This is a genomic window from Streptomyces sp. NPDC093097 (assembly GCF_044754325.1).
Classification (GTDB): Bacteria; Actinomycetota; Actinomycetes; order Streptomycetales; family Streptomycetaceae; genus Streptomyces.
In genome coordinates this window covers 14,668-34,249 of record NZ_JBIVOW010000026.1, presented here as the reverse complement: position 1 = coordinate 34,249, position 19,582 = coordinate 14,668, and the positions used below count along the sequence as shown (strand labels likewise).

The window sequence follows — 19,582 nt, the reverse complement described above, 5'->3', positions numbered from 1 at the left end:
AGCGAGCAGCAGGCCAGCAGCGGTACCCCGGACCAGTCGGCCGCGGTGTCCCCGCGGCGGTCCACCGGGCGCCTCTACGGCGTGGGCCTCGGCCCCGGCGACCCGTCCCTGATGACCCTGCGGGCGGTGGAGGTGATCGCCGAGGCCGATGTGGTGGCGTACCACAGCGCCCGGCACGGACGCTCCATCGCGCGCTCCATCGCCGCGCGGCACATCCGCCCGGACCACGTCGAGGAGGCCCTGGTCTACCCGGTCACCACCGAGTCGACCGACCATCCCGGCGGCTACCGCGGCGCGCTGGACGACTTCTACGAGGAGGCGGCGGAACGGCTCGCGGCCCATCTCGACGCCGGCCGCACCGTGGCGGTGATATCCGAGGGCGACCCGCTCTTCTACGGCTCGTACCAGCACATGCACAAGCGGCTGGCGCACCGCTACCCGACCGAGGTGGTGCCCGGCGTCACCTCCATCAACGCCGCCGCGGCCCGGCTGGGCACCCCGCTCACCGAGGCCGACGAGGTGCTGACCGTCCTCCCCGGCACGCTGTCCGAGGAAGAGCTGACCGCCCGTCTGAGCGCCACCGATTCCGCGGTGGTGATGAAGCTGGGCCGCACCTTCCCCACCGTCCGCCGCGCCCTGGAGCGCTCCGGCCGGATGCCGGAGGCCCGCTACGTCGAGCGCGCCACGATGGCCGGGGAGCGCACCGGCGCGCTGTCCGACATCGACGCCGACACCGTCCCGTACTTCTCCGTCGCGGTCGTCCCCAGCCGCCTCGCCACCGCGGCCGAGGCGCCGGAGCCGGCCGCCGCGGACCGCGGTGAGGTGGTGGTGGTGGGCACCGGTCCGGCCGGGCCGCGCTGGCTCACCCCGGAGTCCCGCGGAGCCCTCGCCGCCGCCGACGACCTCGTCGGCTACACCACGTATCTGGACCGCGTCCCGGTGCGCCCGGGCCAGCGCCGGCACCCCTCGGACAACAAGGTCGAGTCCGAACGCGCCGAGTTCGCCCTGGACCTGGCCCGCCGCGGCCGCCGGGTGGCGGTGGTCTCCGGCGGCGACCCCGGGATCTTCGCGATGGCCACCGCGGTCCTCGAAGTGGCGTCGGAGGAGCCCTACCGCGCCATCCCGGTACGGGTCCTGCCCGGCGTCACGGCCGCCAACGCCGCCGCCGCCCGCGCCGGCGCCCCCCTGGGCCACGACTACGCGGTGATCTCGCTCTCCGACCGGCTCAAGCCCTGGGAGGTGATCGCCGAGCGGCTGCGCGCGGCGGCCTCCGCCGACCTGGCGCTGGCGCTCTACAACCCCGGCTCCCGCAGCCGCACCTGGCAGGTGGCCAAGGCCCGGGACGTCCTCCTGGAGCACCGTGCGCCGGACACCCCGGTGATGCTCGCCCGTGACATCGGCGGCCCCGAGGAGTCGCTGCGCACCGTCCCGCTCGCCGAACTCGATCCCACCGAGGTCGACATGCGCACGCTCCTGCTGGTCGGCTCGTCCCAGACCCGGCGGGTGCGGCGCGACGACGGCACCGAGGTGGTCTGGACGCCGCGGCGGTATCCGGAGCGCTGACCGCCCGCGGGGCGTCAGCGCAGGAGCGCCCGCACCCAGCCCAGCGCCGCGTCCGGCTCTTCGGCCACCGGCACGCCCTCCGGGACGGGCGGCCGCCGGACGACCACCACCGGCACCCCGGCCTCCCGGGCGGCCGCCAGCTTGGGGGCGGTCGCCGCGGCGCCGCTGTCCTTCGTCACCAGGACGTCGATGCGGTGGCGGCGCAGCAGCTCCCGTTCCCCGTCGAGGGTGAACGGGCCGCGGTCCAGGAGGGTGGTCATCCGGGGCGGGTGCGGGGCCTCGGGCGCGTCCACCGAGCGGACCAGGAACCACAGGTCGGTGAGGTGGGCGAAGTGGGCCAGGCCCATCCGGCCGGTGGTCAGGAAGACCCGGCCGCCGAGGGCGGGGAGGGCGGCGGCGGCCTCGGTCAGCGAGGGCACCGGGTGCCAGACGTCGCCGGGCTGCGCGACCCAGCCGGGGCGGCGGAGCGCCAGCAGGGGAACATGGGCGGTGGCGGCGGCCCGGGCCGCGTGGAAACTGATCGTGCCGGCGAAAGGATGGGTGGCGTCGATGAGCGCGTCCACCGCATGTTCCCGCAGCCAGCGGGCCAGGCCCTCGGGGCCGCCGAACCCGCCGATGCGCACCTCCCCGGCGGGCAGCCGCGGCGTCGCCACCCGGCCGGCCAGTGAGCTCGTCACCCGCACCCCCGGCTCCTCCGCCAGCGCCGCGGCCAGCCGGCGGGCCTCCGTGGTGCCGCCGAGGACCAGCACATGGCGGACGGAATCGTGGACGGGTGAAGACGGCATGAGCGGCGGGTTCCTCCGTGGGTGAAGCGCAACCGAAGGGTACGGGAGGGCGGAGCGCGCAGCTCGCGCACACCGGGCTGCGGCACGGGTGGACCACCGGGGCGTGTGCCACCGCGGCGAGCACCGCCGCGTACACCGCGCTGCTGAGCGGGGAGTTCCCGGACCCGGTCACGATCACGCTGCCGAAGGGGCAGACGCCGTCCTTCGCGCTCGCCGTGGAGGAACTGACCGCCGGGGCGGGCCCGGCCACCGCCATGGCCGGGGTGGTGAAGGACGCCGGGGACGATCCCGACGTGACGCACGGGGCGCTGGTGCGGGTCACGGTGCGGGCGCTGTCGGCCGGGAGCGGCGTGGTCTTCAAGGCGGGGCCCGGCGTGGGGACGGTCACCCGCCCGGGACTGCCGCTGGACGTCGGCGAACCCGCCGTCAATCCCGTACCGCGGCAGATGATCCGGGAGCATCTGGCACACGTCGCACAAGCGCACCGGGGAAGCGGCGCGACCGCGGACGTCGAGGTCACCGTCTCCGTCGACCACGGCGAGGAGATCGCGCGCAGCACCTGGAATCCGCGTCTGGGCATCCTCGGCGGACTGTCGATCCTGGGGACGACGGGGATCGTCGTGCCGTACTCCTGCTCGGCGTGGATCGACTCGATCCGGCGCGGGGTGGACGTGGCACGGGCAGCGGGCCGGCGGCACGTGGCCGGATGCACCGGTTCGACGTCGGAGAAGGTCGCCGTCGCCCTGCACCACCTGCCGGAGGACGCGCTGCTGGACATGGGGGACTTCGCGGGGGCGGTGCTCAAGTACATCCGCCGCCATCCCGTCGACCGGCTGACGATCTGCGGCGGCTTCGCCAAGCTCTCCAAGCTCGCGGTCGGGCATCTGGACCTGCACTCGGCGCGGTCCCAGGTGGACAAGGGCTTCCTGGCCGAACTGGCCCGGCGGGGCGGTGCCGACGAGGCGCTGGCGGAGGCGGTGGCCGGGGCCAACACCGGCCTCGGCGCACTCCAGTTGTGCACCGCGGCCGGCGTTCCGCTCGGCGATCTGGTGGCGGCCTCGGCCCGGGACGAGGCGCTGGCCGTACTGCGGGGCGCGCCGGTCGCCGTCGACGTCATCTGCATCGATCGGGCGGGGCTGGTCGTGGGCCGGGCCGAGCCGCGGGGGCCGGGAGCCTAGGAGCGGTCCGCGAGGCCGGCGCGCGACGTTTCACGTGAAACGCGCGCCGACCGGGATCCGGCCCCTCCGTGCGCCCCTTCGCCGCCTCTGCCGCCCCTCAGTCCCCGGTGCCGCAGGGCGCATGCGGGCGCTCCCGCTCCGACGAGTAGAGGTGGCTGTCGCGGAACTGCTCGGCCCCCAGCGTGCGGCCGACCATGATCACCGCAGTCCTGACCACACCGGCGTCCTTCACCTGGCCGGCGATGTCGCCGAGCGTGCCGCGCAGCACGAGTTCCTCGGGGCGGGAGGCCATCGCCACGACCGCGGCCGGGCAGTCCGCGCCGTAGTGCGGCAGGAGTTCGTCCACGATCCGGTCGACGTACATCGCCGCCAGGTGCAGCACCAGCAGTGCGCCGCTGCGTCCCAGGGTCGCCAGGTCCTCGCCGTCGGGCATGGGGGTGGCGCGCTGGGCGACGCGGGTGAGGATGACGGTCTGGCCGACGGTGGGCACGGTCAGTTCGCGCTTGAGGGCGGCCGCCGCCGCGGCGAACGCGGGCACGCCGGGCACGACCTCGTACGGCACTCCCGCCGCGTCCAGGCGGCGCATCTGCTCGGCCACCGCACTGAAGACGGACGGGTCGCCGGAGTGCAGCCGGGCGACGTCCTGGCCCTCCTCGTGGGCGCGGACCATCTCCGCCGTGATCGCGTCCAGGTCCAGCTGGGCGGTGTCGATCAGCCGGGCCCCGGGCGGGCATTCCGCGAGCAGTTCGCGCGGCACCAGGCTCCCCGCGTACAGGCACACCCCGCAGGAGGCGAGGGTGCGGGCGCCGCGCAGGGTGATCAGGTCGGCGGCGCCGGGGCCCGCGCCGATGAAGTGAACGGTCATGCTGTCGGTCTCCTGGGGAGGTTACGAGGGGTCGTGGGAACGGGCCGGCGCGGCAGCCTCCTGCGGTCCACGCTCAGCCGGCTTCACCACCGACCACTGGGTGACCGGCATCGCCTGCCGCCATCCCGTGAAACCGCCGACCGGCACCGCATGGGCGACCGCCAGCCGCACCAGTTCGCCGCCGTGGCGCCGGTACCACTCGGTGAGCAGCGCCTCGGACTCCAGCGTCACGGTGTTCGCGACGAGCCGGCCGCCCGGGGGCAGCGCCGCCCAGCAGGCGTCCAGCAGCCCCGGCACGGTCAGGCCGCCGCCGATGAACACCGCGTCCGGCGTCGGCAGTCCGGCCAGCGCGGCGGGCGCCGCCCCGTGCACCACGTGCAGGTCCGGTACGCCGAGCGCCCGTGCGTTGCGGCCGATCCGGGCCGCCCGTGCGGCGTCCCGCTCGACGCCGACCGCCCGGCAACTGCGGTGCGCCCGCAGCCATTCGACGGCGATGGAGCCGGAGCCGCCGCCGACGTCCCAGAGCAGCTCGCCGGGCGCGGGGGCCAGCGCGGCCAACGTGGCCGCCCGGATATGGCGCTTGGTCAGTTGTCCGTCGTGCTCGTAGGCGTCGTCGGGGAGTCCGGGCACGACCGGCAGCCGCGGGGCGTCCGGCTCCCGCGCGCAGTCCAGCGCGATCACATTGAGCGGATCGCCGGCGGGTGCGTCCCACCCCTGCGCGGTGCCCTCGACCAACCGCTCGTGTACGCCGCCGAGTTGCTCCCACACCCGTATCCGGGTCGGGCCGAAGCCCCGCGCCCGCAGCAGTTCCGCGACCTCACCGGGCGTTCCGGCCCCGGCCGACAGCACCAGCACCCGCCGCCCGTCGTGCAGCGCCCGCACCAGGTTCTCCGCCGGCCGCCCGACAAGGGTGACGACCTCGGTGTCCTCCACCGCCCAGCCCAGCCGCGCGCAGGCATACGCCACCGACGACGGATGCGGCACCACCCGCAGCGGCCGCCGCACCGCGGCGTCCTGCGCCATCACCTCGGCCAGCGTCCGCCCGATCCCGTAGAACATCGGGTCCCCGCTGGCCAGCACGCAGACCCGCCGCCCGGCGTACGCGGCGAGCAGACCCGGGACCGCGGGCCGCAGCGGCGAGGGCCACGGCACCCGCTCGCCCGCGCACTCCGCCGGCAGCAGCGCCAGCTGCCGCGCGCCGCCGATCACCACCTCGGCCGCGCCCAACTCCCGCCGCGCGACCGCCGACAGCCCCTCCCAGCCATCGGCCCCGATACCTACGACGAAGAGCGGAAGCGGGGGAGTCACGGCGGGGTACCTCGGGGCGCGAAGGGACGGGAGGGCGGAGCGGAGCCCTGCGGGGGCACGGGTGCCGAACTCTACTGACCGGCCGGGCGCCCCCGGATTCCGGGGAGGGCCACGCGCCCCGGCACGTCCCCGTGCGCCCACCCCGGCCCTCTTGCACACGATGTGCAATTACTTGCTATTACTGTCCCGGACGCGGAACGAGAGGCAGAAGGAGTGCGGTCCATGGGCTCGCCGGTGGTGCTGGGTATCGAGTCGTCCTGTGACGAGACGGGCGCCGGCCTGGTGCGCGACGGGCGGCTGCTCGGGCACGCCCTCGCGTCGAGCATGGACGAGCACGCGCGGTTCGGCGGGGTGGTGCCGGAGATCGCCGCCCGGGCGCATCTGCACGCGCTCACGCCCGTGGTGCACGGCGCGCTGGCCGAGGCGGGGCTGCGGGCGTCCGACATCGGGGCGGTGGCGGTGACCACCGGACCGGGACTCTCCGGTGCGCTCCAGGTGGGGCTGGCCGGAGCCAAGGGGCTCGCGTACGCACTGGACGTGCCGCTGTACGGCGTCCACCACCTGGCCGGGCACGTCGCCGCCGACTCCCTCGCCCACGGTCCGCTGCCCAACCCCTGCGTGGTGCTGATCGTCTCCGGCGGGCACACCTCGCTGCTGCTCGTGCGCGATCTGGCCCGCGACCCGATCGCGCATCTCGGCGACACCCTGGACGACGCCGCCGGGGAGTGCTTCGACAAGGTCGCCCGGGTCTTCGGGCTGCCGTACCCCGGTGGTCCGGCCATTGACCGGACAGCGCGCGAGGGGGATCCGCGCGCTGTCCTCTTTCCCCGCCCGCTCACCGCGGGTCCGCCCGAGAAGCGGTTCACGTTCTCCTTCTCGGGGCTGAAGACCGCGGCGGCGCGCTGGGCGGAGAGCCACCACGCCGCGGGCCGGTCGCTGCCGGTCGCCGACGGCGCGGCCGCGCTCCAGGAGGCGGTCGCCGATGTGCTGACCCGCAAGGCGGTCGCCGCGTGCACCGAGCACGGCGTGGGGACGCTGGTGGTGGTCGGCGGGGTGGCGGCCAACTCCCGGGTGCGGGCGCTGGCCGAGGAGCGCTGCGCCGCGGCGGGCATCACGCTGCGGGTACCGCCGCTGCGGCTGTGCACGGACAACGGCGCGATGATCGCGGCGGTCGGCGAGCTGCTCGTCCGGGCCGGCGCCGCACCCGCGCCCCTCGACGTGTCCATCGACCCGTCGGCGCCGCTGGAGTACGCGGCGCTGCACCCGGTGGCGGCGGGCCGCGCCCGGGCCGCCTGAGACCGGCCGGGCGGCGCTTCCCGGGAAGCCGTGCCCGGTTTCACGTGAAACCGGGCACGTCCCGTGGCGCGGCGGCCGTTCCCTTCGCAGGCCGGATCGTGCCGCTCCCCTCGCGCACCTTCGGGGCAACGCTCTGACCAGGCACGATAGACCGTTCGACGGTAATGACAACGGTCACCGATGCAGCCTTTGGATCTTTCGCCGAAGTGCGGTTTGCTTCGCAGCGAGGAGCACGGTTGGAGCCAAGAAGGAGCGCGCATGACCGAGCACGCCCACCACGAGCACAGCCACGCACACGGCCACACCCATGCGGTGTCCCCGGACGCCGACCGGCGCTGGCTGCGGGCCGCACTCATCCTGCTCACCGCGTACATGGCGGTCGAGGTCGCGATCGGTTTCCTGGCGCAGTCGCTGGCGCTGATCTCGGACGCGGCCCATATGCTCACCGACGCGGTCTCGATCGTGCTGGCACTGGTCGCCATGCGACTGGCCGCGAAGCCCGCACGGGGCGGCTACACCTACGGCCTCAAGCGCGCCGAGATCCTCTCCGCGCAGGCCAACGGCATCACCTTGCTGGTGCTCTCCGTCTGGCTGGCCTACGAGGCGGTCCAGCGGCTGATCTCACCGCCCGACGTCACCGGCGGCCTGGTCGTGATCACCGCATTGTCCGGTGTCGTGGTGAACCTGATCTGCACCTGGCTCCTGTCGAAGGCCAACCGCTCCAGCCTGAACGTCGAGGGGGCCTACCAGCACATCCTCACCGACCTGTTCGGCTTCGTCGCCACCGCGATCTCCGGTCTGGTCGTGCTGCTCACGGGCTTCGCCCGGGCCGACGCGATCGCCTCGCTCGTCGTCGTCGCGCTGATGCTGAAGGCCGGTGCGGGGCTGGTGCGGGAGTCCGGCCGGATCTTCATGGAAGCCGCCCCGGCCGGCATCGACCCGGACGCGCTGGGCGACCACCTCGTCGCCGCGGACCAGGTCGTGGAGGTGCACGACCTGCACATCTGGCAGATCACCTCCGGGCAGTCCGCACTCTCCGCGCACATCCTGGTCGCCCCGGGCGGCGACTGCCACAGGGTCCGCCGCAACCTCCAGGGGCTGCTGCACACCGAGTACGGCATCACCCATGCCACGCTCCAGGTCGACCACCTCGGCGAACAGTTCGAGGACGAGCTGCTGACCCTGGGCCCCGGGCCCGGCCCCGTCCAGCCCTCCGGCAGCCACTGCGACGACTCCCACGGACCGGTCCACCGCCCCGGACCGCACCGCCACTGATCCCGCCGCCCCGGGCCCGCCCGCACTCGGGTGGACCCGGCCCGGGCACGGCCCGCAGGCTGGACGGTGACCGCCCTGGCCTGCGCGCCGTTCGCCCCCGGTGTGGTCCGCGCGGTCCGGCGGAGGAAGGCCCGACGGTCCGGCTGAGCGGCGCTCCGGGCCCGCTCGGCGGCCCTCGATCCCCCCTCCGGTCGCGCACCGTGAGGTCACCCATTGGCACCGGCCCCGCTCGCGCCCGACCACCGCGCCGACTTGCCTGGAGGGGTGGCAGCAACCGCCGTTTCAGGAGGGACCGCGACGCGATGTCAGCGAGTGCACCCGCACGCGCCGACGGCCGGGTGACGGAGGCGCGCTGCCCGCCGGGACGGCCGCGCCGGGCCCGCTCACTGGCCGGCGGGGCGCTGCTGGTGATCGGAATGCTGCTGCTGCCGCTGAGCCTGGCCGCCGTCTGGGCCCGCTCCCAACTCACCGACACCGACCGCTATGTGGCCGCGGTCGCCCCGCTCGCCGGCAACCCCGCCGTCCAGGACGCCCTCGTCCACGACGTCACCGACGGCGTGATGCCCCACGTCCGCCTCGACGGCCTGCTCAAGGTCGTCCCGTCCGCCCAACGGCCCGCGCTGCGCCGGAAGTTCACCCGCGGCATCCGTGAGTTCGTCGACAAGCAGGTCCGGCAGGTCGTCACCGACCGCGCGTTTCCCGCGCTCTGGAGCGGGGTGCACCGCATCGCCCACCGGGCCTTGGACGGCACGCTGGCCTCCTCCGGCAACGGCCCCGTCACCCTCAACCTCGCGCCGGTCCTCGCCCGCGTCCGGCACCAGCTCTCCGGCAACGGGCTCGGCATCGACATCGTCCGCCACGTGCCCCCCACCGGCACCTCGATCGTGCTGCTCAAGCCGCCCGACGTGCCCCGCTTCCGAGCCGTCTTCCAGGACGCGCGCGCCGGTGCGCGGCTGCTGCCGCCGACCGCCGCGCTCTGCCTGCTGACCGGTCTGCTGCTGGCCCGACGCCGGCGCCGGGCGCTGATCTACACGGCGCTCGGCTGCGCGGTGGCCTGCGCCCTGCTGTCCGCGGCGCTGGCCCTGCTCCGCACCCGGCTCCTGGAGGCGCTGCCCGCCGCGGTCTCCCGCCCCGCCGCCGACGCCTACGCCGACGCCCTGACGGCCTCCCTGCGCACCGGTGTGTGGACGGCGATCGGCACGGCCGCCGCCGTCATCGTCCTCGCCACGGCCGGCCCGCTGACCACCCGCCTCCGCCGCACGGCGCCGCCGGAACCGCAGGCTCCTTCCCAGGGCGTCCTCAGATAGCCAGGACGGTCTTCCCCTGTGCCCGCCCGGTGCGGCTGGCCGCCAGGGCCTCCGGGGCTTCCGCCAGCGGGACTTCGAGGCCCACGAGGACCGTGAGCCGCCCCGCGTCGAGGTGCCCGGCGAGGATCTCCAGGAGTTGGGGGGAGGGGCGGTTGACGAAGTTGAAGCCGCGCAGATTGTGCTCGGTGAGCACATCGGCGTCGGCGGCACCGATCAGCGAGACCGCCACCCCGCCGTCCCGTACCGTCCGGGTCATCTCGACGAAGTCCTTGGCGTCGCTGGTCATGTCGATCAGCACGTCCACCCCGTCCGGGTGCGCCGCCAGGACCTGCTCGGCGACCGGGCCCGCGGTGTAGTCGACGGTCTCCGCGGCACCCAGCGTGCGCATCAGCTCCGCCTTGGCCGGGCGGGCGGTGGCGATGACCTCGGCGCCGCGGCCGGCCGCGATCTGGGTGGCGAAGGTGCCGACCCCGCCGGTCGCACCGACGATCAGCACCCGGCGGCCCTCGCCGACCCGGGTCTCCTCGACGAGGTTGTACGCGGTCATCCCGGCCGTCGGCACGGCGGCGGAGGTCGCATAGGTCACGCTGCGGGCGGCCAGCGCGATGTCGCCCTCCCGGGCCGCGGCGAATTCGGCGTACGAGCCGCCGCCCCGCTCGGGCCGCTGGAACTGGCCGAACACCGGGTCCCCCACGGTGAACCGCCGTACGCCGCTGCCCACCGCGACCACCTCCCCCGCCCCGTCCGATCCCAGGACCAAGGGGAAGGATGCCTGCACAGCAGGCCCGAACATGCCGTCGGCGAGCTTCCAGTCGATGGGGTTGAGACCGGCGGCGGCCAACCGCACCAGGACCTCACCGGGCCCCGGCTCGGGCTGAGGCAGCTCCATCAGCTGCGGGTCCTCACCGAAGGCGTTGACTGCTACGGCTCTCATGTGGCGTTCCCTTCCACCCTTCCGAGGAGCGGCCGGAGTGGATCGTAAGCACGCCGGGCAGGCCGGGCGCGGGAGGACGGGAGGCGGTGCCCGGGAAGCACTCGTACGGCCCCCGTCGCCGTTCCGATTCCCCACTCGATTGCCCGCATGACGGGAGCGGTGGCGGGGCGCGGGATTCAATGGCGCAATGATCCGGTTCGAGTCGGTCACCAAGCGCTACCCGGACGGGACCACCGCCGTCGACGACCTCTCCTTCGAGGTCGGCGAGGGCGAGTTGGTCACGCTGGTCGGGCCGTCCGGGTGCGGCAAGACGACGACCATGATGATGGTGAACCGGCTCATCGACCCCACCGCGGGCCGGATCTTCGTCGACGGCGCGGACGTCTCCGGTGTCGACCCGGTCCGGCTCCGCCGCCGCATCGGCTACGTCATCCAGCAGACCGGCCTCTTCCCGCACCGGACCGTCCTCGACAACACCGCGACCGTGCCGGTCCTGACCGGCTGGAAGAGGGCCAGGGCCCGGGAGCGGGCCGCCGAACTCCTGGACCTGGTCGGGCTGGACCCGGCCGTCTACGGCTCGCGCTATCCCGACCAGCTCTCCGGCGGCCAGCGCCAGCGGGTGGGGGTGGCCCGCGCCCTGGCGGCCGATCCGCCCGTGCTGCTGATGGACGAACCGTTCGGTGCCGTCGACCCGGTCGTCCGGGACCGCCTCCAGAAGGAGTTCCTGCGGCTCCAGGCCGAGATGCACAAGACGGTGCTGCTGGTCACCCATGACATCGAGGAGGCCATCCGGCTCGGCGACCGGATCGCGGTCTACGGCGCCGGCCGCATCGAGCAGTTCGACACCCCGGCGCAGGTGCTGGGTGCGCCCGCCACCTCGTATGTCGCCGAATTCGTGGGAGCCGACCGGGCGTTGAAGCAGCTTTCGGTGACCTCGATCGACCGTGCCGACCTCGAACGCCCGCCGTTCGCCCGGCTCGCCGAGCCGGCCGCGGAGGCGGTGGCCCGGCTACGGGCCGAAGGCGCCTGCTGGGCCGTGGTGCTGGACGCCGACGGGACACTGCACGGCTGGGTGGGCACCGAGCGTCTGGCGGGCGCGAGCGGAACCGTCGCGGACCACGCCCGCCGGATGGAGGCGTGGGTCCCGGTGGCCGGGACGCTCAAGGAGGCGTTCAGCGAGATGCTCAAGCACGACGCCGGATGGATCGCGGTCCTGGACGGCCCACGGCTGGTGGGCGTCCTGACCCCGACGACCCTGCACGAGGCGCTGCGCCGCACCATCGCCCCGGAAGAGCGGGACGTGTCGCAGGGACGGCCGGAGGTGGATTCGGTCCCGCCGGGGTGAGGTGAAGCGACCGGGCAGCGGCGGTGTTTCACGTGAAACACCGTGCTGGGCATGCCGTTTCACGTGAAACATCGCCTCGTATGACATCAGCGCTTCCTCAACAGCCCTTTCCGCATGAGGTAGTTGTGTGCCACATCGGCGGGCAGCCGGCGCCAGCTGTCGACCTGTTCGTTGAGCTGGGCCAGGTCCTCGGTGGTCAGCACCGTGTTGAGGCGGTTCAGCGCGGCGGCCGGGCGCGCGCCGCCGGCCCGGGCGCGGTTGACGACGGGGACGAGGTAGTCGGCGTTCTGGAGCTTCCGGTCGTCGGCGAGGACGACGAGTCCGAACTGGCCGAGGGTGGCGTCCGTGCTGGTGGTCAGCACCATCTGGTCCTGGCCGTTCTGTACGGCCTGCTTCGCCGGCGTGGTACCGACGCCCTTCGGGTCCACGGCGATGAGGTTGATGCCGTAGGTCTTCCGCAGCCCAGGGGCGCAGAACGGCCGCTGGACGCACTCGTCCCCCGCCGCCAGCCGCACCGGCAGTCCGGCCCGGCCCAGGTCGCTGAGGGTGCGGAGGTGGTGCTCGGCGGCGTAGTCGGCGCGTACCGCGAAGGCGTTCTGGTCGACGGCGCGGCCCGCGGGGAGCACGGTCAGGCCGCGGGGGGCGGCGAGCCGGCGCAGCGCGGCCATGGTGGCGGCCAGGTCGGGGGAGGCGACCGGGGCCGCCTTGGGGCCGTGTTTCTTGGCGTTGAGCCAGTCCGCGAAGGTGGCGGCGTATTCGGGGACGACATCGATCTGGCCGGCCTCCAGTGCCGGTTCGTACAGCTCGCGATTGCCGACGGTGAGCAGATGGGCGTGGTAGCCGGCCTGGCGGAGCAGCGCCGCGTACATCTGGGCGAGCAGCTCGCTCTCGGTGAAGCCGGCCGAGCCGATGGACAGTTCGCGGCTGTCGCCGGGTGCGGCGGTGATCGCCCCGCGGTGCTCCAGCGACGGCCCGCTGGAGCAGCAGGCCAGGCCGGCCAGCGCGGCCAGGACCGTCAACGCGGTCGACGCGCCGCGGATCGGGCGGCGCGGGACCGGCGTCGGACGGACCCTCCTCATGGCGTCCGCCCGCGCGCCCGCACCGGCGCATACCGCTGCACCAGCTCGAACACGGCCTCCATCAGCAGCGCGAACACCGCCACCACCACCGCGCCGGCCACCACCTGCGGGGTGCTGGCGAGATTGAAGCCGGCGGTGATGATGCGGCCGAGCCCGCCGCCGCCCACCAGCGCGGCCAGTGTGGCGGTGGCGACCAGCTGCACGGCGGCGATCCGCACACCGGTCAGCACCAGCGGCAGGGCGAGCGGCGCCTCCACCCGCCACACCAGCTGCGGCCCGGTCATCCCCATGCCCCGGGCGGCCCGGACCACGTCCTGGTCCACCTCGCGCATCCCGACGTAGGCGTTGGTCAGCAGCGGCGGAACGGCGAACAGCACCAGCGCGATGATCGTCGGCCACTGCCCGTGCCGCCCCAGCGGCGTCAGCAGGAGCAGGACGAGGACCGCGAAGGTCGGCACCGCGCGGCCGGCGTTGGCCAGGTTGATCGCGAGCGCACCGCCGCGGCCGAGGTGGCCCAGCGTCAGCGCGACCGGCAGCGCGATCAGGGCGCTGAGGGCGAGGCAGGCGAAGGTGAGGACGACGTGCTGGGCCAGCCGGTGCCAAATGCCGTTCTCGCCCGACCAGTTGGCGGCGGTGGTCAGCCAGGCCCACACGGCGGCGAGGGTGCTCATGCCTGCCGCCCGGAGGCGGTGGCCGGCTCGCGCCCCGACGCCGGCCGCGGGCTCCGGCCCGCCCGGCGCCAGGGCGTGAGCAGCCGTTCGGCACCGAGCAGCAGCAGGTCCAGGACGACCGCGATGAGCACGCAGAGGACGGAGGCGGTCAGCACCTGTGCCTTGAAGTAGGTGTTCATACCGGCGTAGATGAGGTTGCCCAGCCCGCCGTACCCGACGATCGCGCCGACCGTGGTCAGGGCGACCGCGGAGACCGTGGCGATCCGCAGTCCGGCCATCGCGGCGGGCACCGCCAGCGGCAGCTCCACCGTCAGCAGTTGCCGCAGCGGCCCGTACCCCATGCCACGGGCGGCCTCCCTGGCCTCGGCGGGGACGCCGTTCAGCCCCGCCAGGATGTTCCGGACGAGCAGGGTGAGGGAGTAGAGGGCGAGGCCGACCACGACGAGGGTGGCGGAGAGTCCGTAGACCGGCAGCAGCAGCGAGAACATCGCCAGCGACGGGATCGTGTAGAGCACGGTGGTGATGCCGAGCACCGGCCCGACCGTCCAGCGCCGGCGGCGGGCCAGCAGCGCCAGCGGGAGCGCGACCGCCAGCCCGAGCCCCACCGAAACCACCGTCAACTGCACGTGCTGGCCGACCGCGTCGAGCAGGACCTGACGGCGGGTGCTCAGGTAGTCGCCGCAGATCCAGTCGTTGCGGGCCAGGCAGTCGTCCGGCGGGGCGGTCACAGCAGCAGTCCACCGCGGGCGCGGCGGGGTGTCGCGCGGGGCGCGCCCGATCGGGCTGTCGTCGGCATCACACCACGCTTTCACACCATCTATACACATGGTGTGTACCTGGTCTGTATAGTCCCGGGAGTCCGTTCGACAGACGGTCGGCGCGGCGGAGCCTCAGCTCCGTCCGCGTCCGCTTCACCGTGCCCGGAAACCGGGTCGCGGACGCCCCGGACACCACGGGCGAGCACAGGGTTTCGCGCAGGACCGCCGAGAACTCCACAGCAGCCACCAACCCCAGCGAACGACTCCAGGAAGACCTCGCATGCCGAAGCAGATATCCGCGGCCCGCCGCTCGCCCATAGCCGGGCTGCTGACGGCCGCCTCCCTGGCACTGACCCTCAGCGGCTGCGCCTCGTACGACGTCACCGCGCCGGCCGACGCACGGGCCAACGCCTCGTCGGCCGACGTCAAGGCCGGCGACCCCAAGGCCGAGAACGCCGGCAGCGGCGACGCCGTCGACTGCGACAAGGCCAAGTGCGTGGCCCTGACCTTCGACGCGGGCCCGAGCGAGAACACCAACCGGCTGCTGGACATCCTCAAGGAGAACAAGGCCCACGCCACGTTCTTCATGCTCGGCAAGAACCACATCGCCGAGCGCCCCGCCGAGGTGAAGCGGATCGACGCCGAGGGCCACGAACTGGCCAACCACACCTGGTCCCACCAGATCCTCACCGAGATCAAGCCGGACGAGGCCAAGCGCGAGATCTCCCGCGTGCAGGACGAGGTCCGCAAGATCACCGGCAAGACGCCCGTGCTGATGCGTCCGCCGCAGGGCAGGACCGACGAAGAGGTCTCCAGGATCAGCAAGGAGCTCGGGGTGGCGCAGGTCCTGTGGAGCGTGACCGCGAAGGACTACCAGACCACCGACTCGGCCCTGATCACCAAGCGGGTGCTCGACCAGACCAAGCGCGACGGCATCATCCTGCTGCACGACATCTACAAGGGCACCGTCCCGGCCGTCCCCGGCATCCTCAAGGAGCTCAAGAAGCGCGGCTACACGGTCGTCACCGTGTCCCAGCTGATCGCGCCCGCGAAGCCGGAACCGGGGATGGTCTACCGGCCGTGAGCCGGGCCCGCGGAAGCGGGTCGGCGACCCGTTGGGGCGGGCCGCGCGGCCGGGACCGGAACGGCGTCCTCGCGCAGAGGGCGCAGCCGCACGAAAAAGAAGGGGCGCCGGATCATCCCGGCGCCCCTTCCGCGCGCTGCCGTCCTCGGCAGCGGTCACCTCACCCCTAGGGGTGCTCGGCCTCCACCCGGTTGTGGGACCGGTCGTCGGCCGGAACCTGTGCCTTGGACACGCCCCTCGCCTGGCCCGGCGCCGGCTTCTGCGGCTTGTTCGGCTCGGTGTCCTGCGGGAAGGTCAGCTGCTGGCTCTGCCACTCCAGGGCCGGTACGACCTCCTGCCGCCAGGTCCCGAACTGGTGGCTGCCGCGGGGCAGGATGATCGAGTCGACCCGCATCGGCGACTTCACCGCGTGGATGAAGTCCATGGTGGCGCCGTAGTCCGACTCGCCCTGGCGGCTGCTGGCCACCAGCGCGGAGACCTGCGGTGCGGGCAGGTTCTTCAGCCGCCACAGCAGGTCGTGCTCGCGCTGGCGCTGGGCACCTTCCGGGCCGGGACCGAAGAGGCTGCCGGTGGTGAGGTCGTCCTTGATCGCGTAGTCGCCGGAGAGCGAGACCGCCGAGGTGTACGCCTTCGGGTTGCGCATCGCCAGCTGGAGCGAGCAGGTGCCACCGGAGGAGTATCCGAACGCGCCCCAGGCGCTGGGGTCGTGCCCCACGCGGTAGGCCGACTTCATGGCGTCCGGCAGGTCCTTGGTGAAGAACGTCTCGGCCTGCGGGCCACCCGGCACGTCGACGCACTCGGTGTCGCGCGGCGGTGCGATGGTCGGCCGCACCATCACCAGCACGGTCGGCTGCATCTTGCCCTGCGCGATCAACCGGCCCGCGTTCTGCGGGATCTGGAGGTGCTGCGCGAGGTTCATGATCCCGCCCGGGTAGCCGCTGATGACGACCATGACGGGGAACCGCTGCCGGTGGAACTGCTGCTGGAAGTACTGCGGCGGCAGGTACACGAAGCCCGGGTTGATGGCCCGGGTGCGACGGCCGATGATCCGCACGGACTCGACCTTGCCCACCTTGCTGGCGGGCCCCTTCGGCAGCCCGGTCACCCGGTCGAGCCCCTGGGGGCCGGCGGGCTGGATCAGCCCGCCCTTGATGTCGCCGACCGTGGCGTACTGCCCGCCCCCCTGGCTCACCGCGGCCGGGGCCTGCTCGTTGTTGCCCAGCAACTCGTCCCAGTTGCCGTAGAACTCGAAGTTCGTGTTCACGGCGAGGGCGAGCGCGCACACGATCGACAGCTGGGTGACCACGATGGCCCCCAGCCTCCCCAGCACATGGCGCCAGCCGTTGCGCGACAGCCGGGGCCAGAGCCACACCGTCGCGGCGACACAGGCCACCGCCAGCACGATCACCGTGATTTCGAGCGACTGACTGGTCAGCCCCATGCGCCCACATCTCCCGTCACCCTCGAAAGGGTTCTTGCCTTCTCACCAGCCGCCCCCGAGGCACAACGGGCGGCTCAGGACAATGGTCACCGGAGAAGACGAGCGCATCCGCACATCGGATACCTGAGCGACCTACTTCTTACCGACCTCTTGCCTGGTCGTTTCCCCCACGTGATGTGCGCGGGCGGTGCCGGGAGACCCGTATCACCTGACGGGACTGAGCACATGTTTCACGTGAAACGAAGAATCGGTGAACCCCCGGCGGCAAGGCGCCCTCTTCCCCTCCGAAACACCCCCGGGGCCGAACGGCCTCCCGGCCCCCTCGACGTGAACTGGCCACTTTGACGCACCAGTTGACGCCTTCGCCGCACAGGCTCCCTCTCACCGCACACGACATCCCCGACAAATTCGTCATCCCTCATATTGGGCGCGCCATAGGCCACTTCTGCACCACGGATGAGGCCGAGACCTGCGGGTAAACGGTCAAGTAGTGCTGCACAAACGAGCAATCGGACTTTCCCTCAAAGATCGAGCATGCGCTTTCCGACACCGGGCACTCTCTTTCCGGGCCGACGACGCGCTGGCCGAAACCACATCCGCGCTCAACACCCCCGTATGGCGCACCATCCGGGGCGCGGGTTCCCGCGATCAAGCGGGTGTAGGCCGCTACCCTTACGTAACTGTCCTGGTCAGGGACATGTCCGCGCTTCACGGACATTCGCCGCACCCACCACACGCACGAGAGGTCAGCCAATGGGCATTCGGAGTCTGCTGCGCAACGCTTTCGGTCGCTCAAAGGCGGCCCGCGACGAATCCCGCACGGCTCGGAAGAACGCCGACAAGCCGGAATCGGCCACGATCCCGGAGGCCCGTGAGGAATCCACCCCGGCGCCGGCCGCGGCTCCGGAAGCCGAGGTCCCGGCCGCCCGTACGGCGCCCGCCGACCCGACGCCCGCGTCGACCCCGGCAGCGGCCTCACTCCCCGCCCAGAGCAGCCCAGTTGACCGTGCGCCGGAGCCCGCGGCGAAGACGGCGTCCGCCACGGCGGACGAGGCTCCCGTAGGCGCCGAACCGCCGACCGAAGCCGCGGTCACGACCGATGCGCCGGACCAGCAGCCGATCGCCGCCGAGGTACCGAAGCCGACGGCCGACACGTCCGCCCCCAAGAACGCGGACACCGACGACAACGCGGACGCCCCCAAGGACACGGACCAGGGCGCGGACCATGGCACGGAGACCGTCAAGGGCGCGGCAACGCACGAGCGCGCGCCCGAGGAAGCGGCCCTCTCCAAGGACCTCGACGAGCCGGCGGCCGCGGAGGCCAGCGGGCCCCAGCCGGGCGCCGAGACCGAGGCGCCCGCCCCCGCCGTCTCCGACTCCGCCGCCGACCTGGTCAGCCAGGCATTCGACAACCCGGCACCCGCCGCGGCGGCACCCGCGGAGGACGACTCCGAGCCGAAGCCGGCGGCCCAGCCGCAGAAGGAAGCAGCAACGGCGGAAGCAGCGGCGACAGCAGCGGCCGTGACGCCGGAGCAGACGGAGAAGACGGAGGAGCCGAAGAAGGCGGAGGAAGCGGCCCCGGCAGCCACCCCTGAGGCAGCCGACAAGGCAGCCGACGCGACCTCCCCCGACAAGGCAACCGACGCCTCCGCCCCCGAAGCAGCACCGACCGCCCCGGCCGCCGAGCCCGTCGCGCAGAAGCCCGTCGCGCAGGAGGCCGCCGAGCAGGAGCAGGAGCCCGTCGAGCAGGCCCCGGCCCCCGCCTCCGCCCACCCCGTCGCGGCCGCGGCCCCCGCGCTCCTCCCCCTGTACGAGGCGGCGCGCACCACGCTGGAGAAGCACCAGCTCACCACCCAGCGCGCCACCGTCTACCTGGTCCTCGACCGCTCCGGGTCGATGCGCAACTACTACAAGGACGGCACGGTCCAGCACCTCGCCGAGCAGGCCCTCGGCCTCTCCGCACACCTCGACGAGAAGGCCACCGTCCCGGTCATGTTCTTCTCCACCGACGTGGACGGCACCGCCGACCTGGACCTCACCACCTACGAGGGCCGCATCGAGGAACTGCACGCCGGCCTCGGCCACATGGGCCGGACCAACTACCACTGGGCCATCGAGGCCGTCGTCGAGCACTACAAGAAGTCGGGCTCCACCGCCCCCGCCTTCGTCATCTTCCAGACCGACGGCGCACCGACCTCCAAGCCCGCCGCCGAGCGGGCCCTGTGCGAGGCCGCCAAGCTGCCCATCTTCTGGCAGTTCATCGGCTTCGGCGACCCCGAGGCCAAGGGCTTCGACTTCCTCCGCAAGCTCGACGACCTGACCATCCCGGAGAAGCGCGTGGTGGACAACGCCGGCTTCTTCCACGCCGGCCGCGCCCCCCGCGACCTCTCCCACGAGGAGCTCTACCAGCAGTTGATGGTCGAGTTCCCCGAGTGGCTCGCCGAGGCCCGCGCCGCCAAGGTCCTCAAGGACAGCTGAACCACCGCACCAGCAGAAGCACGCATGCGGCCGGGCCCCAGGGGGTCCGGCCGCATGCGTGATGATGGACGGGGGAGGACGGGCGTGTTTCACGTGAAACACGCGGGCGGGTCGCCCCTCTCCGCCCGCTCCGGACCGGAAAATACCCGAGCGGAACCCTCCACCCCGTCCAGTACGATATTGACGTTGCGTAAAGCAAATCATCACTCACCGTA

At 73.2% G+C, this 19,582-nt stretch carries 16 protein-coding genes; 8 read left to right on the top strand and 8 right to left on the bottom strand.

Annotated features, from left to right (window positions below):
- Nucleotides 1–45 precede the first annotated feature (45 nt).
- Nucleotides 46–1,563, top strand: coding sequence for a precorrin-2 C(20)-methyltransferase (locus tag ACIQE0_RS32955; protein ID WP_402338990.1), 1,518 nt, complete (start codon nt 46–48; stop codon nt 1,561–1,563).
- A 14-nt stretch (nt 1,564–1,577) separates the two neighbouring features.
- Here ACIQE0_RS32955 and ACIQE0_RS32950 read toward each other — a convergent pair whose 3' ends face one another.
- Nucleotides 1,578–2,348, bottom strand: coding sequence for a cobalt-precorrin-6A reductase (locus ACIQE0_RS32950; RefSeq protein WP_402338880.1), 771 nt, complete (start codon nt 2,346–2,348; stop codon nt 1,578–1,580).
- 17 nt (nt 2,349–2,365) lie between these two features.
- On the opposite strand from ACIQE0_RS32950, the gene ACIQE0_RS32945 reads away from it, so the two are divergent.
- Nucleotides 2,366–3,526, top strand: a complete 1,161-nt coding sequence (locus ACIQE0_RS32945; protein WP_402338878.1) for a cobalt-precorrin-5B (C(1))-methyltransferase — start codon at nt 2,366–2,368, stop codon at nt 3,524–3,526.
- A gap of 97 nt (nt 3,527–3,623) precedes the next feature.
- Here the strand turns inward: ACIQE0_RS32945 and cobM are convergent, their stop codons facing one another.
- Nucleotides 3,624–4,391 (bottom strand): precorrin-4 C(11)-methyltransferase, encoded by a 768-nt coding sequence (gene cobM, locus ACIQE0_RS32940; protein WP_366333285.1) that lies wholly within the window; start codon nt 4,389–4,391, stop codon nt 3,624–3,626.
- A 21-nt stretch (nt 4,392–4,412) separates the two neighbouring features.
- Complete coding sequence (gene cbiE / locus ACIQE0_RS32935; protein ID WP_402338875.1) at nt 4,413–5,699, bottom strand: precorrin-6y C5,15-methyltransferase (decarboxylating) subunit CbiE; 1,287 nt, start codon at nt 5,697–5,699, stop codon at nt 4,413–4,415.
- Between the two features lie 222 nt (nt 5,700–5,921).
- On the opposite strand from cbiE, the gene tsaD reads away from it, so the two are divergent.
- The 3 genes from tsaD to ACIQE0_RS32920 all read left to right on the top strand — a co-directional run bounded on the left by tsaD (nt 5,922) and on the right by ACIQE0_RS32920 (nt 9,577).
- Nucleotides 5,922–6,995, top strand: coding sequence for a tRNA (adenosine(37)-N6)-threonylcarbamoyltransferase complex transferase subunit TsaD (gene tsaD, locus ACIQE0_RS32930; RefSeq protein WP_366333289.1), 1,074 nt, complete (start codon nt 5,922–5,924; stop codon nt 6,993–6,995).
- Between the two features lie 258 nt (nt 6,996–7,253).
- The gene (locus ACIQE0_RS32925) at nt 7,254–8,270 is read left to right on the top strand and encodes a cation diffusion facilitator family transporter (protein ID WP_366333291.1); all 1,017 of its coding nucleotides are present in this window, start codon (nt 7,254–7,256) and stop codon (nt 8,268–8,270) included.
- A 302-nt stretch (nt 8,271–8,572) separates the two neighbouring features.
- Nucleotides 8,573–9,577 carry a hypothetical protein gene (locus ACIQE0_RS32920; RefSeq protein ID WP_402338873.1) on the top strand — a complete coding sequence of 335 codons (1,005 nt, stop codon included), beginning with the start codon at nt 8,573–8,575 and terminating at the stop codon, nt 9,575–9,577.
- Here the strand turns inward: ACIQE0_RS32920 and ACIQE0_RS32915 are convergent.
- Complete coding sequence (locus ACIQE0_RS32915; RefSeq protein ID WP_366333295.1) at nt 9,570–10,511, bottom strand: NADP-dependent oxidoreductase; 942 nt, start codon at nt 10,509–10,511, stop codon at nt 9,570–9,572. The two genes, ACIQE0_RS32920 and ACIQE0_RS32915, sit on opposite strands and share 8 nt — an antisense overlap.
- Nucleotides 10,512–10,698: 187 nt before the next feature.
- Between ACIQE0_RS32915 and ACIQE0_RS32910 the strand changes: the two genes are divergently transcribed.
- The gene (locus ACIQE0_RS32910; protein ID WP_366333297.1) at nt 10,699–11,856 is read left to right on the top strand and encodes a betaine/proline/choline family ABC transporter ATP-binding protein; all 1,158 of its coding nucleotides are present in this window, start codon (nt 10,699–10,701) and stop codon (nt 11,854–11,856) included.
- Nucleotides 11,857–11,942: 86 nt separating this feature from the next.
- Here the strand turns inward: ACIQE0_RS32910 and ACIQE0_RS32905 are convergent, their stop codons facing one another.
- From ACIQE0_RS32905 to ACIQE0_RS32895, 3 genes are read right to left on the bottom strand one after another with little or no spacing between them, the layout of a single operon-like run.
- Nucleotides 11,943–12,935, bottom strand: coding sequence for an ABC transporter substrate-binding protein (locus ACIQE0_RS32905; RefSeq protein WP_402338870.1), 993 nt, complete (start codon nt 12,933–12,935; stop codon nt 11,943–11,945).
- Entirely contained in the window at nt 12,932–13,606 is a 675-nt protein-coding gene (locus tag ACIQE0_RS32900; RefSeq protein ID WP_366333301.1) for an ABC transporter permease subunit, read from the bottom strand. Before ACIQE0_RS32900 ends, ACIQE0_RS32905 begins: the two co-directional genes overlap by 4 nt.
- Nucleotides 13,603–14,334: an ABC transporter permease gene (locus ACIQE0_RS32895; RefSeq protein WP_402338868.1), complete on the bottom strand. Its 732-nt coding sequence runs from the start codon at nt 14,332–14,334 to the stop codon at nt 13,603–13,605. The genes ACIQE0_RS32900 and ACIQE0_RS32895 overlap by 4 nt, the downstream gene beginning before the upstream one ends.
- Before the next feature lie 310 nt (nt 14,335–14,644).
- Here ACIQE0_RS32895 and ACIQE0_RS32890 point away from each other — a divergent pair, with 310 nt between their 5' ends.
- Nucleotides 14,645–15,448, top strand: coding sequence for a polysaccharide deacetylase family protein (locus ACIQE0_RS32890; protein ID WP_402338866.1), 804 nt, complete (start codon nt 14,645–14,647; stop codon nt 15,446–15,448).
- A gap of 166 nt (nt 15,449–15,614) precedes the next feature.
- Here ACIQE0_RS32890 and ACIQE0_RS32885 read toward each other — a convergent pair whose 3' ends face one another.
- Nucleotides 15,615–16,889 carry an alpha/beta hydrolase-fold protein gene (locus tag ACIQE0_RS32885; protein ID WP_366333307.1) on the bottom strand — a complete coding sequence of 425 codons (1,275 nt, stop codon included), beginning with the start codon at nt 16,887–16,889 and terminating at the stop codon, nt 15,615–15,617.
- Nucleotides 16,890–17,642: 753 nt separating this feature from the next.
- Between ACIQE0_RS32885 and ACIQE0_RS32880 the strand changes: the two genes are divergently transcribed.
- Nucleotides 17,643–19,367 carry a VWA domain-containing protein gene (locus ACIQE0_RS32880; protein WP_402338863.1) on the top strand — a complete coding sequence of 575 codons (1,725 nt, stop codon included), beginning with the start codon at nt 17,643–17,645 and terminating at the stop codon, nt 19,365–19,367.
- Nucleotides 19,368–19,582 lie beyond the last annotated feature (215 nt).

Excerpts from the sequence above, each read along its gene's own strand:
- ACIQE0_RS32950 (WP_402338880.1), bottom strand. The coding sequence starts at position 2,348 with ATGCCGTCTTCACCCGTCCACGATTCCGTCCGCCATGTGCTGGTCCTC.
- cobM (WP_366333285.1), bottom strand. The coding sequence starts at position 4,391 with ATGACCGTTCACTTCATCGGCGCGGGCCCCGGCGCCGCCGACCTGATC.
- tsaD (WP_366333289.1), top strand. The coding sequence starts at position 5,922 with ATGGGCTCGCCGGTGGTGCTGGGTATCGAGTCGTCCTGTGACGAGACG.
- ACIQE0_RS32925 (WP_366333291.1), top strand. The coding sequence starts at position 7,254 with ATGACCGAGCACGCCCACCACGAGCACAGCCACGCACACGGCCACACC.
- ACIQE0_RS32920 (WP_402338873.1), top strand. The coding sequence starts at position 8,573 with ATGTCAGCGAGTGCACCCGCACGCGCCGACGGCCGGGTGACGGAGGCG.
- ACIQE0_RS32915 (WP_366333295.1), bottom strand. The coding sequence starts at position 10,511 with ATGAGAGCCGTAGCAGTCAACGCCTTCGGTGAGGACCCGCAGCTGATG.
- ACIQE0_RS32910 (WP_366333297.1), top strand. The coding sequence starts at position 10,699 with ATGATCCGGTTCGAGTCGGTCACCAAGCGCTACCCGGACGGGACCACC.
- ACIQE0_RS32905 (WP_402338870.1), bottom strand. The coding sequence starts at position 12,935 with ATGAGGAGGGTCCGTCCGACGCCGGTCCCGCGCCGCCCGATCCGCGGC.
- ACIQE0_RS32900 (WP_366333301.1), bottom strand. The coding sequence starts at position 13,606 with ATGAGCACCCTCGCCGCCGTGTGGGCCTGGCTGACCACCGCCGCCAAC.
- ACIQE0_RS32890 (WP_402338866.1), top strand. The coding sequence starts at position 14,645 with ATGCCGAAGCAGATATCCGCGGCCCGCCGCTCGCCCATAGCCGGGCTG.
- ACIQE0_RS32885 (WP_366333307.1), bottom strand. The coding sequence starts at position 16,889 with ATGGGGCTGACCAGTCAGTCGCTCGAAATCACGGTGATCGTGCTGGCG.
- ACIQE0_RS32880 (WP_402338863.1), top strand. The coding sequence starts at position 17,643 with ATGGGCATTCGGAGTCTGCTGCGCAACGCTTTCGGTCGCTCAAAGGCG.